The organism is Mucilaginibacter inviolabilis (assembly GCF_011089895.1).
GTDB lineage: Bacteria > Bacteroidota > Bacteroidia > Sphingobacteriales > Sphingobacteriaceae > Mucilaginibacter > Mucilaginibacter inviolabilis.
This window is the reverse complement of record NZ_JAANAT010000001.1, coordinates 2,495,893-2,515,079: the sequence shown is the minus strand read 5'-3', so window position 1 is coordinate 2,515,079 and position 19,187 is coordinate 2,495,893. Positions and strand designations below refer to the sequence as shown.

General features: G+C 41.9%; 18 protein-coding genes. 6 read left to right on the top strand and 12 right to left on the bottom strand.

Annotated elements, in window-relative coordinates:
• Nucleotides 1-33: 33 nt before the first annotated feature.
• The 3 genes from G7092_RS10310 to G7092_RS10300 all read right to left on the bottom strand — a co-directional run bounded on the left by G7092_RS10310 (nt 34) and on the right by G7092_RS10300 (nt 1,663).
• The gene (locus G7092_RS10310) at nt 34-321 is read right to left on the bottom strand and encodes a hypothetical protein (RefSeq protein ID WP_166088855.1); all 288 of its coding nucleotides are present in this window, start codon (nt 319-321) and stop codon (nt 34-36) included.
• 54 nt (nt 322-375) lie between these two features.
• Complete coding sequence (locus G7092_RS10305; protein WP_166088853.1) at nt 376-687, bottom strand: hypothetical protein; 312 nt, start codon at nt 685-687, stop codon at nt 376-378.
• Between the two features lie 349 nt (nt 688-1,036).
• Nucleotides 1,037-1,663, bottom strand: a complete 627-nt coding sequence (locus G7092_RS10300; protein WP_166088851.1) for a class I SAM-dependent methyltransferase — start codon at nt 1,661-1,663, stop codon at nt 1,037-1,039.
• Between the two features lie 132 nt (nt 1,664-1,795).
• On the opposite strand from G7092_RS10300, the gene G7092_RS10295 reads away from it, so the two are divergent.
• The gene (locus tag G7092_RS10295; protein ID WP_166088849.1) at nt 1,796-2,410 is read left to right on the top strand and encodes a hypothetical protein; all 615 of its coding nucleotides are present in this window, start codon (nt 1,796-1,798) and stop codon (nt 2,408-2,410) included.
• 371 nt (nt 2,411-2,781) lie between these two features.
• On the opposite strand, the gene G7092_RS10290 is transcribed toward G7092_RS10295, so the two are convergent.
• Together G7092_RS10290 and G7092_RS10285 are read right to left on the bottom strand one after the other, a co-directional pair.
• Nucleotides 2,782-2,955, bottom strand: coding sequence for a bacteriocin-like protein (locus G7092_RS10290; protein ID WP_166088846.1), 174 nt, complete (start codon nt 2,953-2,955; stop codon nt 2,782-2,784).
• A gap of 542 nt (nt 2,956-3,497) precedes the next feature.
• Nucleotides 3,498-4,556, bottom strand: coding sequence for a nucleoid-associated protein (locus tag G7092_RS10285; protein ID WP_166088844.1), 1,059 nt, complete (start codon nt 4,554-4,556; stop codon nt 3,498-3,500).
• 264 nt (nt 4,557-4,820) lie between these two features.
• Between G7092_RS10285 and G7092_RS10280 the strand changes: the two genes are divergently transcribed.
• From G7092_RS10280 to G7092_RS10270, 3 genes are all read left to right on the top strand, one after another.
• Nucleotides 4,821-5,465, top strand: coding sequence for an ankyrin repeat domain-containing protein (locus G7092_RS10280; RefSeq protein WP_166088842.1), 645 nt, complete (start codon nt 4,821-4,823; stop codon nt 5,463-5,465).
• Nucleotides 5,466-5,898: 433 nt separating this feature from the next.
• The gene (gene mnmE / locus G7092_RS10275; RefSeq protein ID WP_202985251.1) at nt 5,899-7,293 is read left to right on the top strand and encodes a tRNA uridine-5-carboxymethylaminomethyl(34) synthesis GTPase MnmE; all 1,395 of its coding nucleotides are present in this window, start codon (nt 5,899-5,901) and stop codon (nt 7,291-7,293) included.
• 175 nt (nt 7,294-7,468) lie between these two features.
• Entirely contained in the window at nt 7,469-8,440 is a 972-nt protein-coding gene (locus G7092_RS10270) for a family 43 glycosylhydrolase (RefSeq protein WP_166088840.1), read from the top strand.
• 251 nt (nt 8,441-8,691) lie between these two features.
• Here the strand turns inward: G7092_RS10270 and G7092_RS10265 are convergent, their stop codons facing one another.
• The 5 genes from G7092_RS10265 to G7092_RS10245 all read right to left on the bottom strand — a co-directional run bounded on the left by G7092_RS10265 (nt 8,692) and on the right by G7092_RS10245 (nt 14,072).
• Nucleotides 8,692-9,705: a zinc-binding alcohol dehydrogenase family protein gene (locus tag G7092_RS10265; RefSeq protein ID WP_166088838.1), complete on the bottom strand. Its 1,014-nt coding sequence runs from the start codon at nt 9,703-9,705 to the stop codon at nt 8,692-8,694.
• An 11-nt stretch (nt 9,706-9,716) separates the two neighbouring features.
• Complete coding sequence (locus tag G7092_RS10260; protein WP_166088836.1) at nt 9,717-10,052, bottom strand: L-rhamnose mutarotase; 336 nt, start codon at nt 10,050-10,052, stop codon at nt 9,717-9,719.
• Nucleotides 10,053-10,067: 15 nt separating this feature from the next.
• Nucleotides 10,068-11,084, bottom strand: coding sequence for an aldo/keto reductase (locus G7092_RS10255; protein WP_166088834.1), 1,017 nt, complete (start codon nt 11,082-11,084; stop codon nt 10,068-10,070).
• 132 nt (nt 11,085-11,216) lie between these two features.
• Nucleotides 11,217-12,863 carry an alpha-L-fucosidase gene (locus G7092_RS10250; RefSeq protein WP_166088832.1) on the bottom strand — a complete coding sequence of 549 codons (1,647 nt, stop codon included), beginning with the start codon at nt 12,861-12,863 and terminating at the stop codon, nt 11,217-11,219.
• A 321-nt stretch (nt 12,864-13,184) separates the two neighbouring features.
• Entirely contained in the window at nt 13,185-14,072 is an 888-nt protein-coding gene (locus G7092_RS10245) for a helix-turn-helix domain-containing protein (protein ID WP_166088830.1), read from the bottom strand.
• Between the two features lie 287 nt (nt 14,073-14,359).
• On the opposite strand from G7092_RS10245, the gene G7092_RS10240 reads away from it, so the two are divergent.
• Together G7092_RS10240 and G7092_RS10235 are read left to right on the top strand one after the other, a co-directional pair.
• Entirely contained in the window at nt 14,360-15,115 is a 756-nt protein-coding gene (locus G7092_RS10240) for a DUF6515 family protein (RefSeq protein ID WP_166088828.1), read from the top strand.
• A gap of 114 nt (nt 15,116-15,229) precedes the next feature.
• Nucleotides 15,230-15,943, top strand: coding sequence for a hypothetical protein (locus G7092_RS10235; RefSeq protein ID WP_166088825.1), 714 nt, complete (start codon nt 15,230-15,232; stop codon nt 15,941-15,943).
• Between the two features lie 25 nt (nt 15,944-15,968).
• Here G7092_RS10235 and G7092_RS10230 read toward each other — a convergent pair whose 3' ends face one another.
• Together G7092_RS10230 and G7092_RS10225 are read right to left on the bottom strand one after the other, a co-directional pair.
• Nucleotides 15,969-16,694, bottom strand: a complete 726-nt coding sequence (locus tag G7092_RS10230; RefSeq protein ID WP_166088823.1) for a DUF4198 domain-containing protein — start codon at nt 16,692-16,694, stop codon at nt 15,969-15,971.
• 28 nt (nt 16,695-16,722) lie between these two features.
• Entirely contained in the window at nt 16,723-19,107 is a 2,385-nt protein-coding gene (locus G7092_RS10225) for a TonB-dependent receptor (protein WP_166088821.1), read from the bottom strand.
• Nucleotides 19,108-19,187: the final 80 nt, after the last annotated feature.

The following is a 19,187-nucleotide window of genomic DNA, read 5'->3' as shown; positions in this document are numbered from 1 at the left end:
AAACTTCGTAAGTCTTTTTACAGATAGCCCCCGTTAATTACTGGTGTGTTCTACAATAATATAATGCTTACGTTGTGTGCCGTCGTCTATAAGAACCAGCTTCCCATTAACAAAATAAAAATAGTGAGTAGGGTCTGATGTTACCCAAGCAGGGAATGTTCTTTTGTAAATGGTTCTTTCCGCAGATTTCTCAACCAGTTCTGTTGACCCTCGGTGACCGGCATTAAATTCATTCTCCGTCATCCCTAAAATGTAAACCGGGGCTTTACAGCTCGTAATAAAAAGTAATAGTAAAAGGCTTAAAACAGATAGTTTTTTCATGGCTGGTGATAAAGTTTGTGATTAATGTTTCAAATGGTTTTTTGCTGTTGTTTTTTAACCTCTTACAGGCGGTGGTATAACCACGGCGGGCTGCTGTACTATTTCCACCCGTTCCATACGCACCAGCTTACCTTCCACAAAATAGTAGTACATACTGGCGGTGGGTTTCATAGTTCCTCCAGGTCTATTGTCATATTCGATGTCCCTTTTATAAATCGTTCTTTTGGCGGTGGCTTCCACCAGGTCTATGCGCGATTTGTTGGCGTTGAAATCCGCCTCGCTCATGCCAATGGTATAGGGGAGTTTTTGAGCGGCACAGCCAGTTATAATAAACAGGATAGATAAAATAATAAATGATTGTTTCATGGCTGGTTGGTGATATGGTTAAATAATGTGTTGAATTTATATGGGTATGACGGCGCGAAATCATTAAAGTTTAGGGGATGGGATAAATTTTGTTTTGCAGAGGTACCGAGCATCCCGAACAGTATAAGAAAAAGACTTACGAAATAAAAAGAGTCACGAAGGTTTTAAAACTTCGTAACTCTCCAATGTAATTAAGGTCAAAAGCTGGGGATAGTGCGATTCCTTCCCGCAGGAAGGGGAGGTAGGGGTTTTAGGGAATAGGATCATCGTCGCGTGTATAAACCTCTCCTTGCCATTACACTTGTCCATCGCGCCCCTCCCGTGGGGGAGGGAATTAAAAAGAGCGGGGCTATATCTTAGCCATCTCCCTTTTACATTTAATCAAAAAAAACGGCTGGTTCTCACTGATCTCTGTGATCTCGAATAATCCGAAGTTATTAAACTCCGATTTGATGGAGTCACGATCGTAAAAAAACATATTCACGCCATCAAATATTTCGTAACGATCCTGGCTGATGAATTTGCCTTGTTTGTAGGTATGGGCTTCTTTGGATATCATGGTAAATACCATATAGCCATTATCTGCCAGCTGATTATAACAATCACGAATGAGTTTTTGTCTTTCGCTGCTGTCCAGTAAATGAATTAATGCATAACAGAATATACCATCGTATTGATTTTGATCAAATGGCATATCCGTTACCGAACCATGATGGATAACCATATCCGTTCCGTAATGCTTGCGGGCCATGTCAATGGCGGTTTTGGAAATTTCGATGCCGGTTACATCAATTCCGTTATCTCTGAAAATCTGCGCGTTCCGTCCATAACCAATACCGGGGATCAGGATGTTTTTTATCGATTCCTGTACAAAAAAATCCTTCGTTAATACGGCCGATTTGGCAGGTTCAAAGCCCCACATTTCCTGCTTTTCGCCAAAGGCCGCTTCCCAAAACTCCGGTTTTTCGTTTGCCATGATCTTTTAAATTATTGAGGCGTAATTTACAGGAAATAATTATTCGGCTTGTTATTGCAATGTCATCTGAATCAGGCCTCAGTATTTCTCTGTTAATGCCTGTACAATCTGGGTAATTGTGTTATATTCACAATGAATTTCCAACGCCTTAACATGATCCGTAAAATATGCACTATCCTGGTATGCCTGTCATTACTTTCATTATCACACATACAAGCACAGCCACACATTAAACCTGCTTTTAAATATTGGGTTCATGCTACTTATGAAACCAAATTATCCGGGGCAAAGAAGCAAGTTGAAATTTCGGATCTCCAGGAGATTAATGAAGCCGGATTAGCCCATCTAAAGACAAAGTATTATAAAGGTGTAACAGATACATCATTTTACTTAAGTGACGATCAGATCCAAAAGCTGAATACTATTTTTAACGGGAGTAAAAAATTAACAAGTTACATGGTAGCTAACAAATTGCCACCAGGCAGGCACTATGCCGGCCCGCTTGAATATTTGTATTATATTGATGCTCGGGGTAAAAGTGACGAACTGTTATTAGTCGATGCATTTATGGATGACGGCTTCAATCAGCTGGTACAAAGTGTTTTTATCTTGCCTTCTAAAGTCGATCAAAAAGTAAAGAGTATTAAAAATCCGGTACTTACCGGTAAAATACTTAAATGCGAAAGTAGCTGTACTTACTTACCTAAAATTGAACAACCGCCAACGGTATTAGAAATTGTTAAATAATCAAACTTGCGTTCCCTTACAATCTTAAATGTTGGGAAGATATAAAGCCGTTGTCATTTCGAATGAGGTACGAGGAGAAATCTTTTTCGATTTGCCATTTAAGCTTTGCATTTTGTAGAAGATTTCTCTTTCGCCCTCAACGCTCTCCCTGCTCTGGCTTTATATAGAATTTAATCTTGCGCTCGTTTGTAACGAGTGCTTAATATGGGTTTGCGTTTAAAACACTCTCAATCTTGCGCTCGTTTGCAACGAGTGCTTAACATGGATTTGCGTTTAAAACGCTCTGGCGATGCAATTGCCACGCCATGTTAAACACTCGTTGCAAACGAGTGCAAGTAAAAAGCGGGGTAATCACCCCATTCTTTTTTTAATTAGCCATTACAAAAGGCAACACCCCCATCTGAGTAACAAATGTTTGAGGCCGGGTCGCAAACTCCGCCGCTTTCGATGGTTTTGCCATCATTGCAGGTGTAAGTGATCAATGGCCATTTACCGCCAACAATGTTTTTCATTTCCTCTCTGCTTAGTTTTTTAGAATTTTCCATTTAGTGACTTTTTAACAGACTCAGAAAACGCCCTGAATAGCGACATGTATTACCAAAGTGCATGCTCCTTTACTTATGAATAAAGTTTTTTTAATCATGATGATAAATAACAGGAGTGCAGGACAAGAAAAAATGAAAAGAGGTATATGTTTGGTTTTTTATTGATCAAACTAAGTACCTTAAATTGTATTGACGCTCAGATATAAAAATATTGAAATTTTTCTTAATCAGGTACTTCTACTAAGGAATTAAAAAAGAAGCGGTTAGTTTAAGCGTGAAGGCTTGAACGGGTGATAATATCATGCTGAAGGTTAGCCCTTATGTTGTATTGCTTGCTAATTAGTATTAAAACAAGTGGATTCACTCTTGCGCTCGTTTGCAACGAGTGCTTAACATGGGTTTGCGTTTAAAACGCAAGAGCGATGCAATCGCTTAACCACAATAAGCACTCGTTACAAACGAGCGTAAGTAAAAAGAAATTTGGTTTTATGAAATCACTAATTCACTAATTCACTAAATCAGTAATTCAATAATTGCCCACCTTACGCTTCTTCCTTAAAGTAAACTTTGTAATAGTTCATGGAGCGGCCATCGTCAAAACCTTTTTCAATCAATTCCTTATCGCCATGAATATAAATGTGGAAGTTTTTATCTAACTTGAGTACGCTTTTATAAACGCGGGCCTGTTTTTTTACGGCATTGTCTGATATTACAAAGTTATCGGCAATAGGGCTGTCAAACTCCTGCTCGTACTGGTTTTTAAAGCTCTTGAACGATTCGATAGCCTCGGGGTTACCGATTACCTCGTTGGAAAATTCGTCCATATTAAACTCATCCTTCTCCTTGAAGTATTTCATGGAGCGGTTGAGCAGATCTATTTTGTCGGCCTTGCTCATCTCAAACTGTTCATCCAGTTTTTCGGTCACAAAGTTTTTGTAAATGCCCAGGGTATTATTGGTTTGGTTAAAGCTGTCGTTACGGATGCGGAGCTGCAGAAAATCGTCTTTCCAGTATACGGCAGCATCTTGTCCACCGTTGGTTTTATCAACCACCACTACTTTGTAGCCGTTCTCTTTTTCGATATTGAAAATAAGCACGCCTTTATCCAGTTTGTTGATATTGATGGCATCCTGCTCGTAATCAACCTGGAAGCCACCTTTATCCGGGTAAACTTTTAAATACGTCTCCTTATTTTCCGATTTAAAAATGCCGATGGCGTCCAGCGGGTTGCCCTCAATTTGCACCTGGTTAAAGTAAACTACGTACAGTTCGCCGCCTTTAATATTGGGGTGCGTGGTGGTTTTGTACAGGTGCTTGGCTATCTGTTCTGATGTTTCGTGAAACTTTTCCTTATCGTCAAAGGCTTCGGTTACAAAGTGATGTATCTCGTTAAGGCCCAGGTTGCCGCTGCTGTGTATGAGGTGGTACACTTCGTTTGTTTTTTCAAATGGTTTTAAAAAATACTGCATCAGCAGGTTGGGAATAATATCGTCCTTGAGTTCCAGGGGCTGGGATGACAGGGCGTACATTTCTTCCTGCGACTGATTGCCAACATGATGAACCGAAATAGTATCGAGCGAAGCTTCAAAAAAAGTTACCATAATGGTTGCGAAGGTAGGGCTTTTAGGGCGTAGTACATAGTTGATAGTCCATAGATCATGGTAAGAAATATAGCAGAGATAGCTATGGAATATCGGCTCTACGGACCATTGGCTATTAATGTTCGAGGTTCGGCGAGGTGCCTGTTAAACCAGCTGGTTTTGCTTATAAATCTGTTTGATTTTAAGTCAAGTATTTAAAGCCTTATTTGTATATTCAGTTTGAGTAGTAACCATGAAACTGATTTAACTATTGATGTATAAACAATGGAAAAGGAAGACATTGGAAAAATAAAGAAATTTGCCGAAGGTGCTTTGACGATATTTATATGCATTTTGGTTTATCAATGGGTGGTTGATGGTAAAACTCCTTTTCACGATGCCTTTAAACATACCGTATCTCAAACCTGGGATGGCGTTAAATCGCCAGTGACAGGCAGGGTGGCTTACCGGATGAAAGATATTCTGAATAGAGACACCATTACGTGTGAACGGGTGGTTGAATTGTATAATGAAATTGACGTTGTTGATGATATTAATTGTAAGTCGGAAAATGGTACAACGCTTCTAATTGCCTTAACCAAGGCACAGCAAAGGGATTTGCTGGTACCTGCAAGCCCGCTGCGTGAATGTTCCCCGGGACTAAAGCTTAAATACTTTAATAAATTGATAGCAAATGATGTTAATTTGAATGCAAGGGATAACCTAGGTCGTACGGCGTTGATCTGGAATACCATCCGGGGGATATCATTTGATTTTGGCTGGGCCTTGACATTAGAACAAAAGCTTATTGAGCATGAGGCTGCCCTGCACTATAGAGATAAATTCGGTAAAACGGCATTAGACTATGCCCGCTTAAATAAAAACCTAATATTTATAAATCTGTTAGAGAAGGCTGAGGGAAGGCCGTGATCATTGTTAATATGGACTTCTCCCCAAAAAAACGTATATTTACAATAAGCAAACAGCCCGGCTCTCTTGTTTTGAGAGCTGGGCTGTTTTGTTAAGAAATAAAGCAAGATGAAAATCAATTGCTTGGAATGTAGTTGTTTGATTGTCAATAAATTAATACTTTTTAAAGTTTGAAAAACACGTTAAAAACGTGTTGTGATTTGTTAAAAAGTGTTAAAATCGATGTTTTTGGAATGATTTTGAGCCGTTTTTGGCCAGTTTTTGAGCAGAAAAGTGTTAAAATTTAAGGTTTAAAAAGTTTTAGAGCCATGCCAAAGTAAAAGCTCGGACGATCGGTCCATGAAACGGAAAGGCAAAAGGTAATTTGTATTACTTTTGTACTTCGGGTCCATAAATCTCAAAAATGATTGCCATGGACCATCAACTATTGACCATGGACAACTTACAAGATACCATAGTAGCGCTGGCTACACCAAACGGGATAGGGGCTATCGCGGTGATCCGCCTTTCGGGTCTGGATGCTATCAGCATAGCCAACAGCGTATGGAAAGGCAAGGACTTGACCAAACAGGCCTCGCATACTATCCATTTCGGTCATATTATGGACGGCGACCTGATGCTGGATGAGGTATTGGTATCACTGTTTGTAGCGCCCAAATCCTACACCCGCGAAAACGTGGTGGAAATAAGCTGTCACGCCTCTGGTTATATTATTGAAAGTATCATTAAACTGTTCATCAAAAAAGGAGCACGGAGTGCCAAACCCGGCGAATTTACGCTGCGGGCATTCCTGAATGGTCAATTAGACCTTTCGCAAGCCGAAGCTGTAGCCGATCTGATTGCCTCCAATTCCAAAGCATCCCAACAAGTGGCCCTACAGCAATTGCGTGGCGGATTTAGTAATCAATTGCAGGGTCTGCGCGAACAACTGGTAAATTTTGCCTCGCTTATTGAGCTGGAACTGGATTTTGCCGAAGAGGATGTAGAATTTGCCAACCGCGATCAGCTCAAACAGCTGATTGTTGATATTACCCGTATTATAGGCAGGCTGATACAATCGTTTGAATTGGGCAATGCCATAAAACAGGGTGTTAATACAGTAATAGCCGGTAGGCCCAACGCGGGGAAATCAACCCTGCTCAATGCACTCCTGAACGAGGAAAGGGCCATTGTTAGCCATATCCCGGGCACCACCCGTGATACCATTGAGGAGGTATTGAATATACAAGGCATCAATTTCAGACTGATAGATACCGCCGGCATACGAGAAGCCACCGATGCTATTGAACAAATAGGAGTACAGCGCACCATGGAAAAGATTAGTCAAAGTGCCCTGCTCATCTATGTTTTTGACGCTGAGCAGATAACGCCGGAAGAGCTAAAAAATGATCTGGAAAGTTTGCAAAGTCCTGGTATAGCCATGTTGCTGGTAGCCAATAAGATGGATTTGTTACAACAAGACGAAAAAAGGGAAAGCATCCAGGAGTTTTTCAGTGCCTCCGGACTTCCGGATCTGCAGACCATCTTTATTTCAGCCAAAGAAAAACTGCACATAGACGATCTTAAAAGTAAAATCTACGGTACAGCCATCAAAGATCAGCTTAGCGGCGACGAAACGCTGGTAACCAACATACGTCACCTGGAGGCCCTGCAAAAAACAGAAGAAGCCTTAACCAGGGTATTGAGTGGGATAGATGGCAGCATTACCTCCGATTTTCTATCTATGGACATCAAACAAGCTCTCCACTATCTCGGTGAGATAACAGGCACAGTTACTACAGATGATCTGCTGGATAATATATTCAGTAAGTTTTGTATCGGTAAATAATGGGAGAGGATCTGAAATAATATAGGAATGAACAACGTAAAAATTCCGGTAAAACCTGCGCGTCTGTTATCTCTCGACGCCTTGCGAGGCTTTGATATGTTCTGAATAATGAAATTTGCGAGAGTGTTTTATTTGTTGAAAAATTAAGTGTAATTTAAACACTTTTATTTCTCAAATGATGAACAACAGTCCTTTTATATCGCGCACTTTATTTTTTGTGTTATTTATTACTGCCTTTAATTGTGTAGCGCAGGAAACATTCATTAAAAACCCTATTACAGAAGGATATTATGCCGATCCAACGGTGGTGAAAGATCATGGTGTATACTACATTTATGCTACTATTGATCCCTGGGGTGGTAAGGAGCTTGGAGTATTAGAAACAAAAGATTTTAAAACGTTTACCCAAAGACATATCAATTGGCCTACTAAAGAGGCATGCACAAGTTCAACTTCGGGTGATGCCATGGTTTGGGCGCCTTCGGTACGGAAGTATAACGGGAAATTTTATATGTACGTGGCTGTCGGCAGCGAGATTTGGGTGGGTGTAAGTGAGCATCCGCTCGGTCCCTGGAAAAATGCCAAAGTTGATAATTCACCCCTTATAACTAAAACCGATTTTCCGATGGTACATAATATTGATGCAGATTGCTTCATTGACGATAATGGAAATGCTTACCTGTATTGGGGTTCTGGCTTTAATTGGGTAAATGGGCATTGTATGGCTGTTAAACTAAAAAAAGACATGATAAGCTTTGATGGTACGCCAAAGGAGATCACTCCACCTCATTATTTTGAAGCCCCCCACATGTTAAAGCGAAACGGTATATACTATTTGATGTACTCTTACGGAAAAGCTATTGATGGCACCTACCAGGTCAGATATTCAACAAGCAACACACCCTTTGGGCCATGGACAGAAGGCTCCTATGATCCTGTTCTTTCTACCTCCCCAGACAGTACAACCCTGGGACCCGGGCACCATACTGTGTTTAAAGAGAAAGATCAGTATTATATTTTATATCACCGTATTCATCCACAAAAAAAGCAATATGTACTGAGAGAGTTATGTTTAGATAGTCTGAATTTTGATAAGAAAGGCGATATACTTAAAATTAAGCCATCAGGAGTTCGCCGTTTTAATTAAGGGAATTTTGCCCTATTCCTGAACCTAATAATCATTAATGGATTTTTTGCTTTTTACAGATTAAAGGATTAACGAGCCATACAAATTAGATATCTATCCGGAGCCCGCACTGAATGATTGATTAACTGTTTGATAACAGTTATAAAAGATACAGTAATCCAGGAATTTTTCATCATCATATTTTTTATTCGGAATACCCTTAAGTACAAAAGGGTACCTGCCTTATAAAGTACATTACGGTATGATCCTGACTAAAATTCTATCATCGCTTTAATTACACCGTTTGTAGGATCAAGCCAGCTTTCAAAGTTGTCTTTCACTTCGTCAAAGGATACACGATGGGTAATATAATTGGCCGGTTGCACCAATCCATTTTTCATTGAGGAAATAACATGTTCAAAATCTTCGCGGGTAGCGTTGCGGCTGCTCATTAATGTTGCTTCACGCTTGTGAAACTCTGGGTGGCTTAAACTTATGTCCCCCTTTTGCAGACCGACCAGGACATATCTGGCTCCATGTGCCATATACTCAAATCCGCTATTAATAGCTTTTAAGCTGCCCGTGGCGTCTATCACCACTGTTGGCATCTCTCCTTTCGTTATTGCGGCCAGTCGTTCCAACACATCTTCGGTCGATACATTAATAATATGATCTATCTTCAGTCGGTCCCTGCAAAATTCAAGTCTTTTGGTGTTGAGATCCATGGCAATTACTTTGGCCCCTGCAATGCGGGCAAATTCTATTATTCCGAGACCTATGGGACCGGCCCCTATAACCAATACATGTTCACTGGGCTTTACATCTGCCCGCCTGATTCCGTGAGCGCCTATCGCGAGGGGTTCTACTAACGCCAGTTCATCATAACTTAAACCATCACCATGAACCAGTGAATAGGTTGGCACATTAAGGTATTCGGTCATTCCTCCATCTATATGAACGCCGCAAACATTAATTTTAGCACAGCAGTTGGGTTTTCCAGATCTGCAGGCAATACAAACACCACAGTTAAAGTAGGGGATGAATGTAACGATCTCACCTTTTTTAAAACCGGGCGCACCGTTTGGCTCAATTAACTCTCCTGAAAGTTCATGCCCCAGGATACGTGGATAATTAAAATAGGGCTGTGTGCCTTCAAAGGCATGCAGGTCTGTACCGCAAACGCCTATTCTCCTGATCCTGATCTGGGCATATCCTTCTTTTATTTCAGGTCTTTCCTTTTCTTTAAAAACTAATTTTCCCGGTTCTTCACAAACTATTGATTGCATATGATTTAAGTTTAAAGCTGAAAAATTTGATCCATAACTACCCATTTTTCTCCCTCTTTTGCCCAGGGCAAAGGCTGTTGGAATTTCCACATCAACCGCTCCCATTCCTGTACTACAGGATTAAGCGCATCCATTTGTTCTTTTTTTTCGGCCTCGTAATGATCGCTTGTCTCCATGATCATAAATAAACGATTACCTGTACGGTAGATCTGCATATCCCGAATTTCGGCATCCAGTATGCTTTTGCGTATCTCGGGCCAGCAGTTTTCTGCCTTATGCCAGTGTTCATACTCTGCTATCAATTGTGGGGCATCCTTTAAATCAAGGGCCAAACAGTATCTTTTCATGGTAATATTTATTTTTTAAAGATAGGCGGAAGCGTACCATTCGTCAATTAAACCATGTGCTTTCATGTCTTTCCAAAATTGCGCCGGGATCGTCAAATAAGCTAAAGCAACATTTTGAGACACCCGTTCTGCATTGGCAGTACTCAGGGCAATGCTTTTAACGCCTGGCGCATTTAGTCCAAAGGCAACACATGCATCCGCGGGTTTTATTTTGTAATCTGCACATAAGCCATAAAACAACTCCCGCCAATGGTACAAATGTTTGTCTTTTACAGGATCAGTTAAACGGTAATTGTAATAAGCAGATCCTGTTAAAAAGCCCCCGTTAAAAACAGCGGAATTGATGATCTGGATTCCTTGCTTTTCAAGCTCCCGCATAAATTCGACTAATTCCCGGGGATGGCTGTGAACCGTCATGCTATTGGCTATCATGACCCAATCGAGTGTTACATCATCAGTTATTTTTTTAATAGTTCGCCAATCCTTTGAGCCTACACCGATAGCCTTCACTTTACCATGCCGCTTTAATTCTTGCAACGCGCAATAGGCATCTAATATATCGCGGTAACGTTGAGCCAGGTCTGGCTCGTCCTTTGCTGCCGCAAGGTATTCGTCAGGGTCATGTACGGATACCAGTTCCGCCTGGTAACCGCCCAGTAACTCATTTCCTTGTTCATAACACTCCAGGATACCCTCATAACATATCCGCTGAATGGCATCGTATTTCAGATCGCGCCATACGCCGGGCTCAAAAGTTGGTTCGGGAGTTTTTAGTGTCGTTCGTAACCAACCCAATTTATTGCTGATCAGCACATCCGATGGAGATACATTCAATTGTGTTAGTGACCTCCCCAGTGATTCCAGCGCGAGCCCTGCGCCGTATTTACCGGCAGAATCAAATACAGCTGGTTTAGGAGAGTACCTGATACTTTCGGCAACAATGGCACATTTAACATCGTCGGAAAGCGCGACATATAAATTCCCTAATCCGCTGGTGCCAAAAATTACTTTAGGCAGATTGATTTCTTGCATATGAGAAACGGGTTACGGCTGAGGATAGTTTTTTACCCGATGACACCAGCTTAAAATTTGCGCAAAACAAAGAGCTGTCACTGAAACGGCCGTAATCAAGGTGTAACAAATTTTCAGATCCATCACACCTGATTAAATAGCCCCTTCAATTTTAAAAACGAATGCATATTTACCCGGAGCATTTTCAGGTAGTTTTACTTTGAGGCCCGCCTCAGTCTGTTCAAAGCTCAACTTATCGTTTCCAAGCAGGCTTACGCTGGTCACATTACCTACTTCATTGCTTTTGGCTAGTTTTTTAACAAAGGCTTCATTGCCGGTGGGCCAGCCCAGCATAGTAGCATAAAGGGTTTTACCTTTTGCAGTAAACCGGATGTCCTGTGCCCCAAAAGGCTTTCCCTTGCCTTCATTAAAACCCTGCGCATTGATAGGCGCGGCTGAATCTGTTGCCGGGCCTTCTCCAAATACCTTCCAGGGGCGGGTGCCATAAATTGCCTCGCTGTTAACCTGCATCCAGGCACCTATGCCTTCAACTACTGCAAGTTCCTCGCTATCAAGGGTGCCATCACCACGTAATGGGATGTTTAAGAGTAGGTTGCCGTTTTTACTTACAATGTCAACCAGGGTGTGTACCACTGTTTTGGTGCTTTTGTAATGTTTATTATCAAATATGCGACGGTCATAATGCCAGGCACCAATACAGGTATCCGTTTGCCATGGCAAAGACTCTATCTGGTTGCTCTGTCCGCGCTCTATATCCCATATCATGCATTTGCGCTGTTGCTCATTCAATACTTTGGCAAACAATGCTGCTTGTAGTTTACCATACTTTTTAATACTGGTATTGTACATATGTGCCGCTATTTTCAGACCGGCATCGCTTACCGGCCAAAGAGGTAATGCGGTATCATCAAAATAAATGAGTTCGGGGCCATATTTGTCTATCAGTTCTATAGTGCGGTTCAAAAATTTGTCGCAATAAGCTTTGTTGGGTACACTGGCACCATTACCCCAATCCCAGTGAGCACTCATACTATCGTCATTAAGACTGTCCTTACTTAAAGCATGGTTTTGTGCATATAATTCCTGTGGATCATAGCCATTCCACCATTTGCCGGCACCGTCGGCTTTGGTAAGCTTGCCATCATAGGGGATGCCTGCATAAGGTCCGGTTTTATCCGCCCGCTGGGCAACCTCGTACCAGGTCCAGGGGTGAGATGCATGTACCGTTACCCCAAAAGGCAGACCGTGCTGTTTGGCAGCTTTAGCCCAACCGCCAACCAGGTCTTTTTTTGGGCCTAGTTTGGTGGAGTTCCAGCTTTGATATTTGCTGTCATAAAGATCGAAATTATCGTGATGATTGGCCAGGGCCATAAAGTACTTCGCACCGGCACGTTTATAAAGACCAACCAACTCATTGGGATCCCAGTTCTCGGCCTTCCATTCATTGATCACATCCTTGAAACCAAATTTTGAAGGATGCCCGTATTTTTGAATATGGTATTTATACTGGTCGCTGCCCTCCTGGTACATGCCGCGGGCATACCAGTCGCCGCGTTCGGGCTGACATTGCGGCCCCCAATGTGCCCATATGCCAAACTTGGCATCGCGAAACCAATCAGGCACCTGGTATTGAGACAATGAATCCCAATCGGGTTTAAAAGGGCCGGAAGCAATAGGAGTGTTTGCATATGGGGTTAACAGGCTGCCCCCATAAAGCTTAGACAGATATAAGGATGATAATCCCGTGGCTAAACCTTTTATTAATGTTCTTCTTTTCATAATTGGATTTGGTGATTGGTAATAAATAGCTATGCTGGCGTGTTATCCAAAATTTTATTAATGTTCGATAAGTCAATTAGCTGTAATTGGTTCATCCACAATTGATGTATTTCCATCAATAATTGATCAATCAAATTTCTTTGAAATAATGTCTAAATAGTTGACCTAATGGGACTTTTTTTTGTAAAAAACCGACTTTTAGACATGGCAGAATGAATGTGATCGCTATTGGATACAGCACTGATCTTAAAGCTTTGACAATCGCTCAGGGATATTATTCGATATCACGCAGTCAAATAAATAGCATGCCTGGCGAGTCTGCTATTGATTAAAACCGACCTGAAAGATTTGTTTTTTATAGGTGCTGGGCGACATGCCGGTTAACTTTTTGAAGGCTTTTGAAAAATAAGATAAATTATCAAATCCGGTTTGAGTGCAGATTTCAGAATACGACATTCTGCTCGTAGCCATCAGATACTGGGCGCGTTCAATACGTTTTTCGTTAATGTAATTCAATGGCCTGGTTCCGGTATGCTGTTTAAACTGCCTTGAAAAATAATCGGCATTTTGATTAGCGCGGGAAGCGAGCTGATGCACCGAAAGATCCAGATGTAAATTGACGAGGATATAATTTAGGGTTTCCGCGATTTTTAACGGAATAGGCTTATGCTCCGGGTGTTTGAATAGCTGAGGGTTCAGAAATTTGGCGGTTAACAACATCAGGATACCCTGAGTTTCCAGATATGCCGAAGTGTTTTGCTGGTTGTTAAGCTCCTGGTATTCTTTGTAATAAATGTCTTTTTCATAAACTTTGGGGTTGTCAGACCTGTTTATTCCTCTTCCGGGATTAATTTGAAGCAACCGGTTAAAAAGGTTAACATCCACTTCGGTGGCTTTCGTTTTTAATAAGATCCTGTTATTGGCGAAAAGTGAACTTCCGTCGATTGAATCCTCGAAAAACTGAACAAAGTATTGCCCCAGATAACTACTGCAGGTTAGATTACATAAGGTGAAACTCGGAATGATATACAGATAACCCGGCTCAAGCCTGAGCAAACTGTCTGCCCCCGATATTTCACCCTCGCCATCGTCGATGTAATAAATCCGGTAGTAGGGACTGATAACATTCCTGTAATTCCATTTTGAATCGAGCTTTACATAGTCGACGTTAAGGAGTGAAAAAGTATGTTGTAGATTTCTTTTGATCATCTGGATTACAAATATGCAAATTGCCTGAATACATATAGATGTATATGAATGATTTAAATATAGTGAAGTCGGTTTTTTACAAAAAAATCCCATTTCAATCAAATTTTAAGGTCCCGCTTTGTTCGCCTGAAACGTGCGGCTCAATTCCTGGACACTTCACAATTAAAATAATTAACAAATTTTAACATATCTGCCTTAAACCCAACCCTTATTTATTCGTCCAAATACTAGCTTTTTAAGGAGAAAAAGCAGATTTAGATTCATACAAAATTTAATTTAATAGTGTCATGAAAGCGTTAAATAGGTCCTTCATAAATCTGTCATTGGCAGGTTTGTTAGTATTTGGCCTGGCAACTACCGCTGACGCTCAACGAGGCGGGCATTTTGGTGGTTTTAGAGGTGGGTTTGGTCGTGCTCATTTTGGCGGCGGGTTCGGTTACCGGAGCCCGGTGGTTCATGCAGGTTTCCGGGGTTATTATCGTCCTCATGTATACGCCAATGTCGGGCTTTTTGTAAATGTCCTGCCATTTGGTTATTATCCGTTTTTCTGGGGGCCAAATCAATATTATTACTATGGTGGTATATTTTACCAGCCTGGTGCTAATGGTGGTTACGAGGTTGCTGCTCCTCCTGTAGGCGCCGAAGTGCCATCTTTACCCGAGGGTGCCCAGTCCATTGCCATAAACGGCATACAGTATTATGAATACAATGGCGTATACTATCAACAGATAACCAAGGATGACGGTAAAACCACCTATGTTGTAGCCGGAAAGGATGGCGTGTTAAATACCGACCAGAATACAACAGCAACCGACTCAACCAATACGCAAATGCCTGCAGTTGGAGATATGACCGATCAGCTGCCTGCCGGCTCGCATAAAGTGAATTTAAAAGGTAAAAAATATTGGGTAACTCCCGATGATATTTATCTGGAAGAGGTGGTACATGACAACCAAACCAGCTATCGTGTGATCAGCATTCCTGAAAAAGTTAACAACGAATCTCAGGATGCCGCTCCCGTTCAAAAAAGCGGCGAACTTTAAGTAGTAAAAAATTAAAGGGATGATCAGAGGCAAATAGAGTTTGCTTCTGATCATCTCCTTTTTAGATAGCAAGGAAAACGATATCCAATAGCTGGATTGATTATCTTTGCTGCGATGAAACAAATCATATTCCTGTTTTTATTTTTTCTTCCCTTTACCGGAGAAGCCAGTGCCTACTGGATGGAGATTAGGGGTTCCGGAAAATTAAACGAGCCTGTACAAATACAAGTTTGTTATGGCCATATCGATGAGTTCAGTATCCGTCACCGGGATACTGGCAAGGAGCTTGAGCTCACCGGAAATTTCAAAATAAGTGTAGTGGATAATGATGGCAAAATAATCCAGGTACCCATCTCGAGGAAAGTGGATTGCTGGGAAGGCCAGTTTATACCTGTGCATGAGGGAGCTTATCGCATATTAGGCATCAACGATAGTCACCCCGTTGTTGACCGCTCCAAAAGCGGAGGTAAGAATGTGAGGCCGATCGATTATCTGTGCGCTGCCTACCAGGTTGGCAGGGGAGAGGCTGTATCAAAACCCGCTCAGTTGTTGGATATCATCGTAAGCCGGAAAGGCGACCTGATCAATGTTCAGGCTTTTAACAATGGACACTTTGCCGAAAATCAAACCAAACTAAGGGTTTTTAACCCCGAAAACTGGGAGAAGGAGTTGGTCATCAATGAACATGGAGAGGCTTTTTTTAAAACTACCATGCCCGGTTTGTACATTATCAGACAAGATTGGGACAATCCTGCGCCCGGTAATTATAAAGGAGTGGACTATACCAGTATCCGGTATCGTTGTAATTATTGCCTGCTGATCCCTTGATCAGCAAGCAATAAATTAAGCCTGATTATAACACTTTAGTTAATGTGGCTTTTTCCCGGAATACATCATAATGTACTCCTCTGTAAGTTCCGGGTGTTTCAAATTTTAAAGTAACCAAAGCAAAATACCGGCCTGGTTTGGGTGCATGGAAGCTTACTTTGCCGCTTTGATCGGTAGTTAGTTTTTGTTCCTGCATTTCCGGGTGACGCATAAATAAAGTAGCATTAGGTACCGGCTTACCATGTAGCAAAACCAATAAATTCACTACAGAATCTGCTGTGCTTTTACCATCTTCCATAATAGTAAGATCTGTTAGCGTTTCTTTTGCAATCATTTGCTCCTGGCCAACCTGTATGATCGTCCGCGCGTAATAATGCTGTTTGGCAACCCCTATTTTGGTGGCCGAGTTACTCCAATCCTCAACCTTACGCTGTTTATTTTCAAGCAGTACCACATAGGTCCCTTTTTCTGCTGGTATGAAACTGGCTTCGTAGGCGGTTTCTTTTGGCGTAAATTGTAAACTAATGTGTTTGCCCGACGGACTAATAGCCCAGCAGGTAAAATCCTTTACTTCCTGGAATTCGCCTGTTACTTTTTGCAGGCGGTATTGATTGTAAGAGCCAAATATCACCTTAATGGTTTGCGCCTGGCCAATCTGGCCTTTGGCATCAGCTTCAATCCATAAGGAATCGGCCTTGGCTTTACCTGCTATCATTAAAATGAACAGGGTAATTAATGTTAAATATTTCATAACGCTATTTAATTATATCGTATGTTGATTAAAATTTAAGGCTCATGCTGCCGATAAACCGGGCGGGCGCCTGCGGTGTTAACCGTACAGACCAGGCCTTTTCGCTGGTGAGGTTATCTACTTTAAACCCGATACGATATTTAGGTTGATCATAAAAAATGCTGGCATCTAATAAAGTATAGGATGGTATAACAATTTTAGTTGTTACGGTATTGGTTTGGTACGATGAACTGCCCGCATTGGCGCCAAAACCTGCACCTAAGCCCTTCAGATCACCGGCGGGTAAGCGGTAGCTGATCCATAAATTATAAGTATTGGCCGGGCCAGATAATGCCGGGCGCAGGCCATTCACCGTTGGATCCGCTTTAGTAAATTTACTATTGTTATAAGCATAACCGGCAACGATGTTCAATCCAGGGAAAGGATTGGCAGTCAAATCAACTTCAACGCCCCTGCTTAACTGGGTTCCATCCTGTACCGAGTAATTGTTAGGATCGTTAGGGTCCGGACGCAATACGTTAGCCACCCTGATATCATAATAGCTCACGGTACCTACCAGGCGGTGATCCAGCACATCGCCTTTTACACCAAATTCCAGTTGATTAGCGTGTTCTGGTTTAAAATGACCGCCATCGGCAGCAACACCGCTTTTGTTGAAAAAGCCGTTCATGTAGTTACCAAATACAGAAAGCTGATCTTTAAATAGCTCGTATACCAGGCCCGATTTGTGCGATATAGCGGTTTGTCCATATGGGCCAGCCTGTATACCCCCGGCGCCTAAACCTCCGGCTGTAATACCCGTAGTTATATTATAAACACCATGATATTGATAACGATCAACCCGTATACTGCCCATAACCAATAACCTGTCGGTAATGTTAAATACGTCGGAGATGTAGGCTGCATAAGTGTCATCACCATTGTTTTCTTTTCGTAACGTCCCTTTGCTGGTTAGTGAATCGATCTTAAAACGGCTCACCCGATAGGTAGCCGGAACATTAACAAAATCAATTGCCGGCAGGTTAACAGTTACCCTGTCAAAGCTATTGGAATTGTTATAATAGTCAAGCCCGCCTACTACACGGTTACGGTGGTTACCAATCTTAAAATCGCCTATAAAATTCTGTTGCAGATCTGTCGCAATAAACGAGGTGTTGCCTACAATAACCTGTGGGCTTATCGTAGTTGCTGCTTTACCATTAAGTGCCGTGATATAACCGTTGATGGTTGAGCGGGCACGGGAAATAATGGTTTGCGAGGTCCATTTTTCTGAGATCTTATAATTGAGCTGGGCAAAAATATTCAGCATCTGGGTACTGTAGGCCAGATCATTACTTAGGAAGGTTTTCTTGTATGGGAAACCCATATCGGCTATGGATAGTGTTGTTGGTGTTTTGTAGCCGGTAAAAGGATTAAAACGAACCACCGATGTGCCTTTAGCCTGACCAAACTCTACATCAAGTAATAAAGAGAGACGATCTGTGATCTGGTAAGAGAAACTTGGAGCCAGGCTCACGCTATTGGTAAAGCCCAAATCCTGGAAGCTCTTTTCAAATGAAGTAGCCCCATTGAGGCGAAACAAAGCAGTTTTATCGGCATTTACAGGGGTGTTTACATCCCAGGTTATCCGGTTAAAATTCCAGCTGCCGCCAAAATAGGCTACTTCGCCACCAAAACCATTATAAGGCTTTTTAGTAACACGGTTATATAAACCACCATAACTGCTGGATACACTGGTGCCAAACAAAGTAGCCGAAGGCCCTTTGATTGCTTCTACCCGTTCAAGATTTGCCGGGTCGATAGATGCGAATGCGGCACCGGCTACGCCGTTCCTGGCATTGGGTTCGGTTTCAAAACCACGGGAACGAAAAGTAACCCGGCCCTGATTGGCAATCATCGGGATACCTGCTCCCGGTACGTTCTTGGAAATACTACCCAGATCAACAGCCATCTGTTCCTGGATCAGTTCCTTGGAAACAGAATTGTAAACCTGCGGATTCTCGAGGTTTTTTAAAGGTAAACGGGCAATATAAACGCTTTCCTTTTTAGAAAATCGGTTCTTATTACCAGATACCGTAACCTCCTGAAGGGCGGTCACATTTTCTTTTGGGAATTGATAATCTGCTGTAATGGTTTGTCCGGCGGTTACTTTTACCTGCAGGTCTTTCTCGGCAGCTCCGAGTACCTGGATCTTGACAGTATAAGTACCAGGGGCAACATCGTTAAAAGCATAATGACCGTGCTCGTCGGTAAGTGTGGTTTTGGAAAGCTCAATAAGGGATACCGAGCCCGACGCCAACGGACGGCCATCAACCATGGTCACCGTACCCGAGATTTGACCGGTGGTTTGAGCATAAACACGGAGCGAAAGGGATGATAGAAAGATTAGCAGGAGTGTAAATATGGGTTTCATCAATAAAATAATATGGGTTAGTGTAGTTTAAACACCGGCAAATATAGATTATTATTTATAATGAGTCTAATTAAAGATAA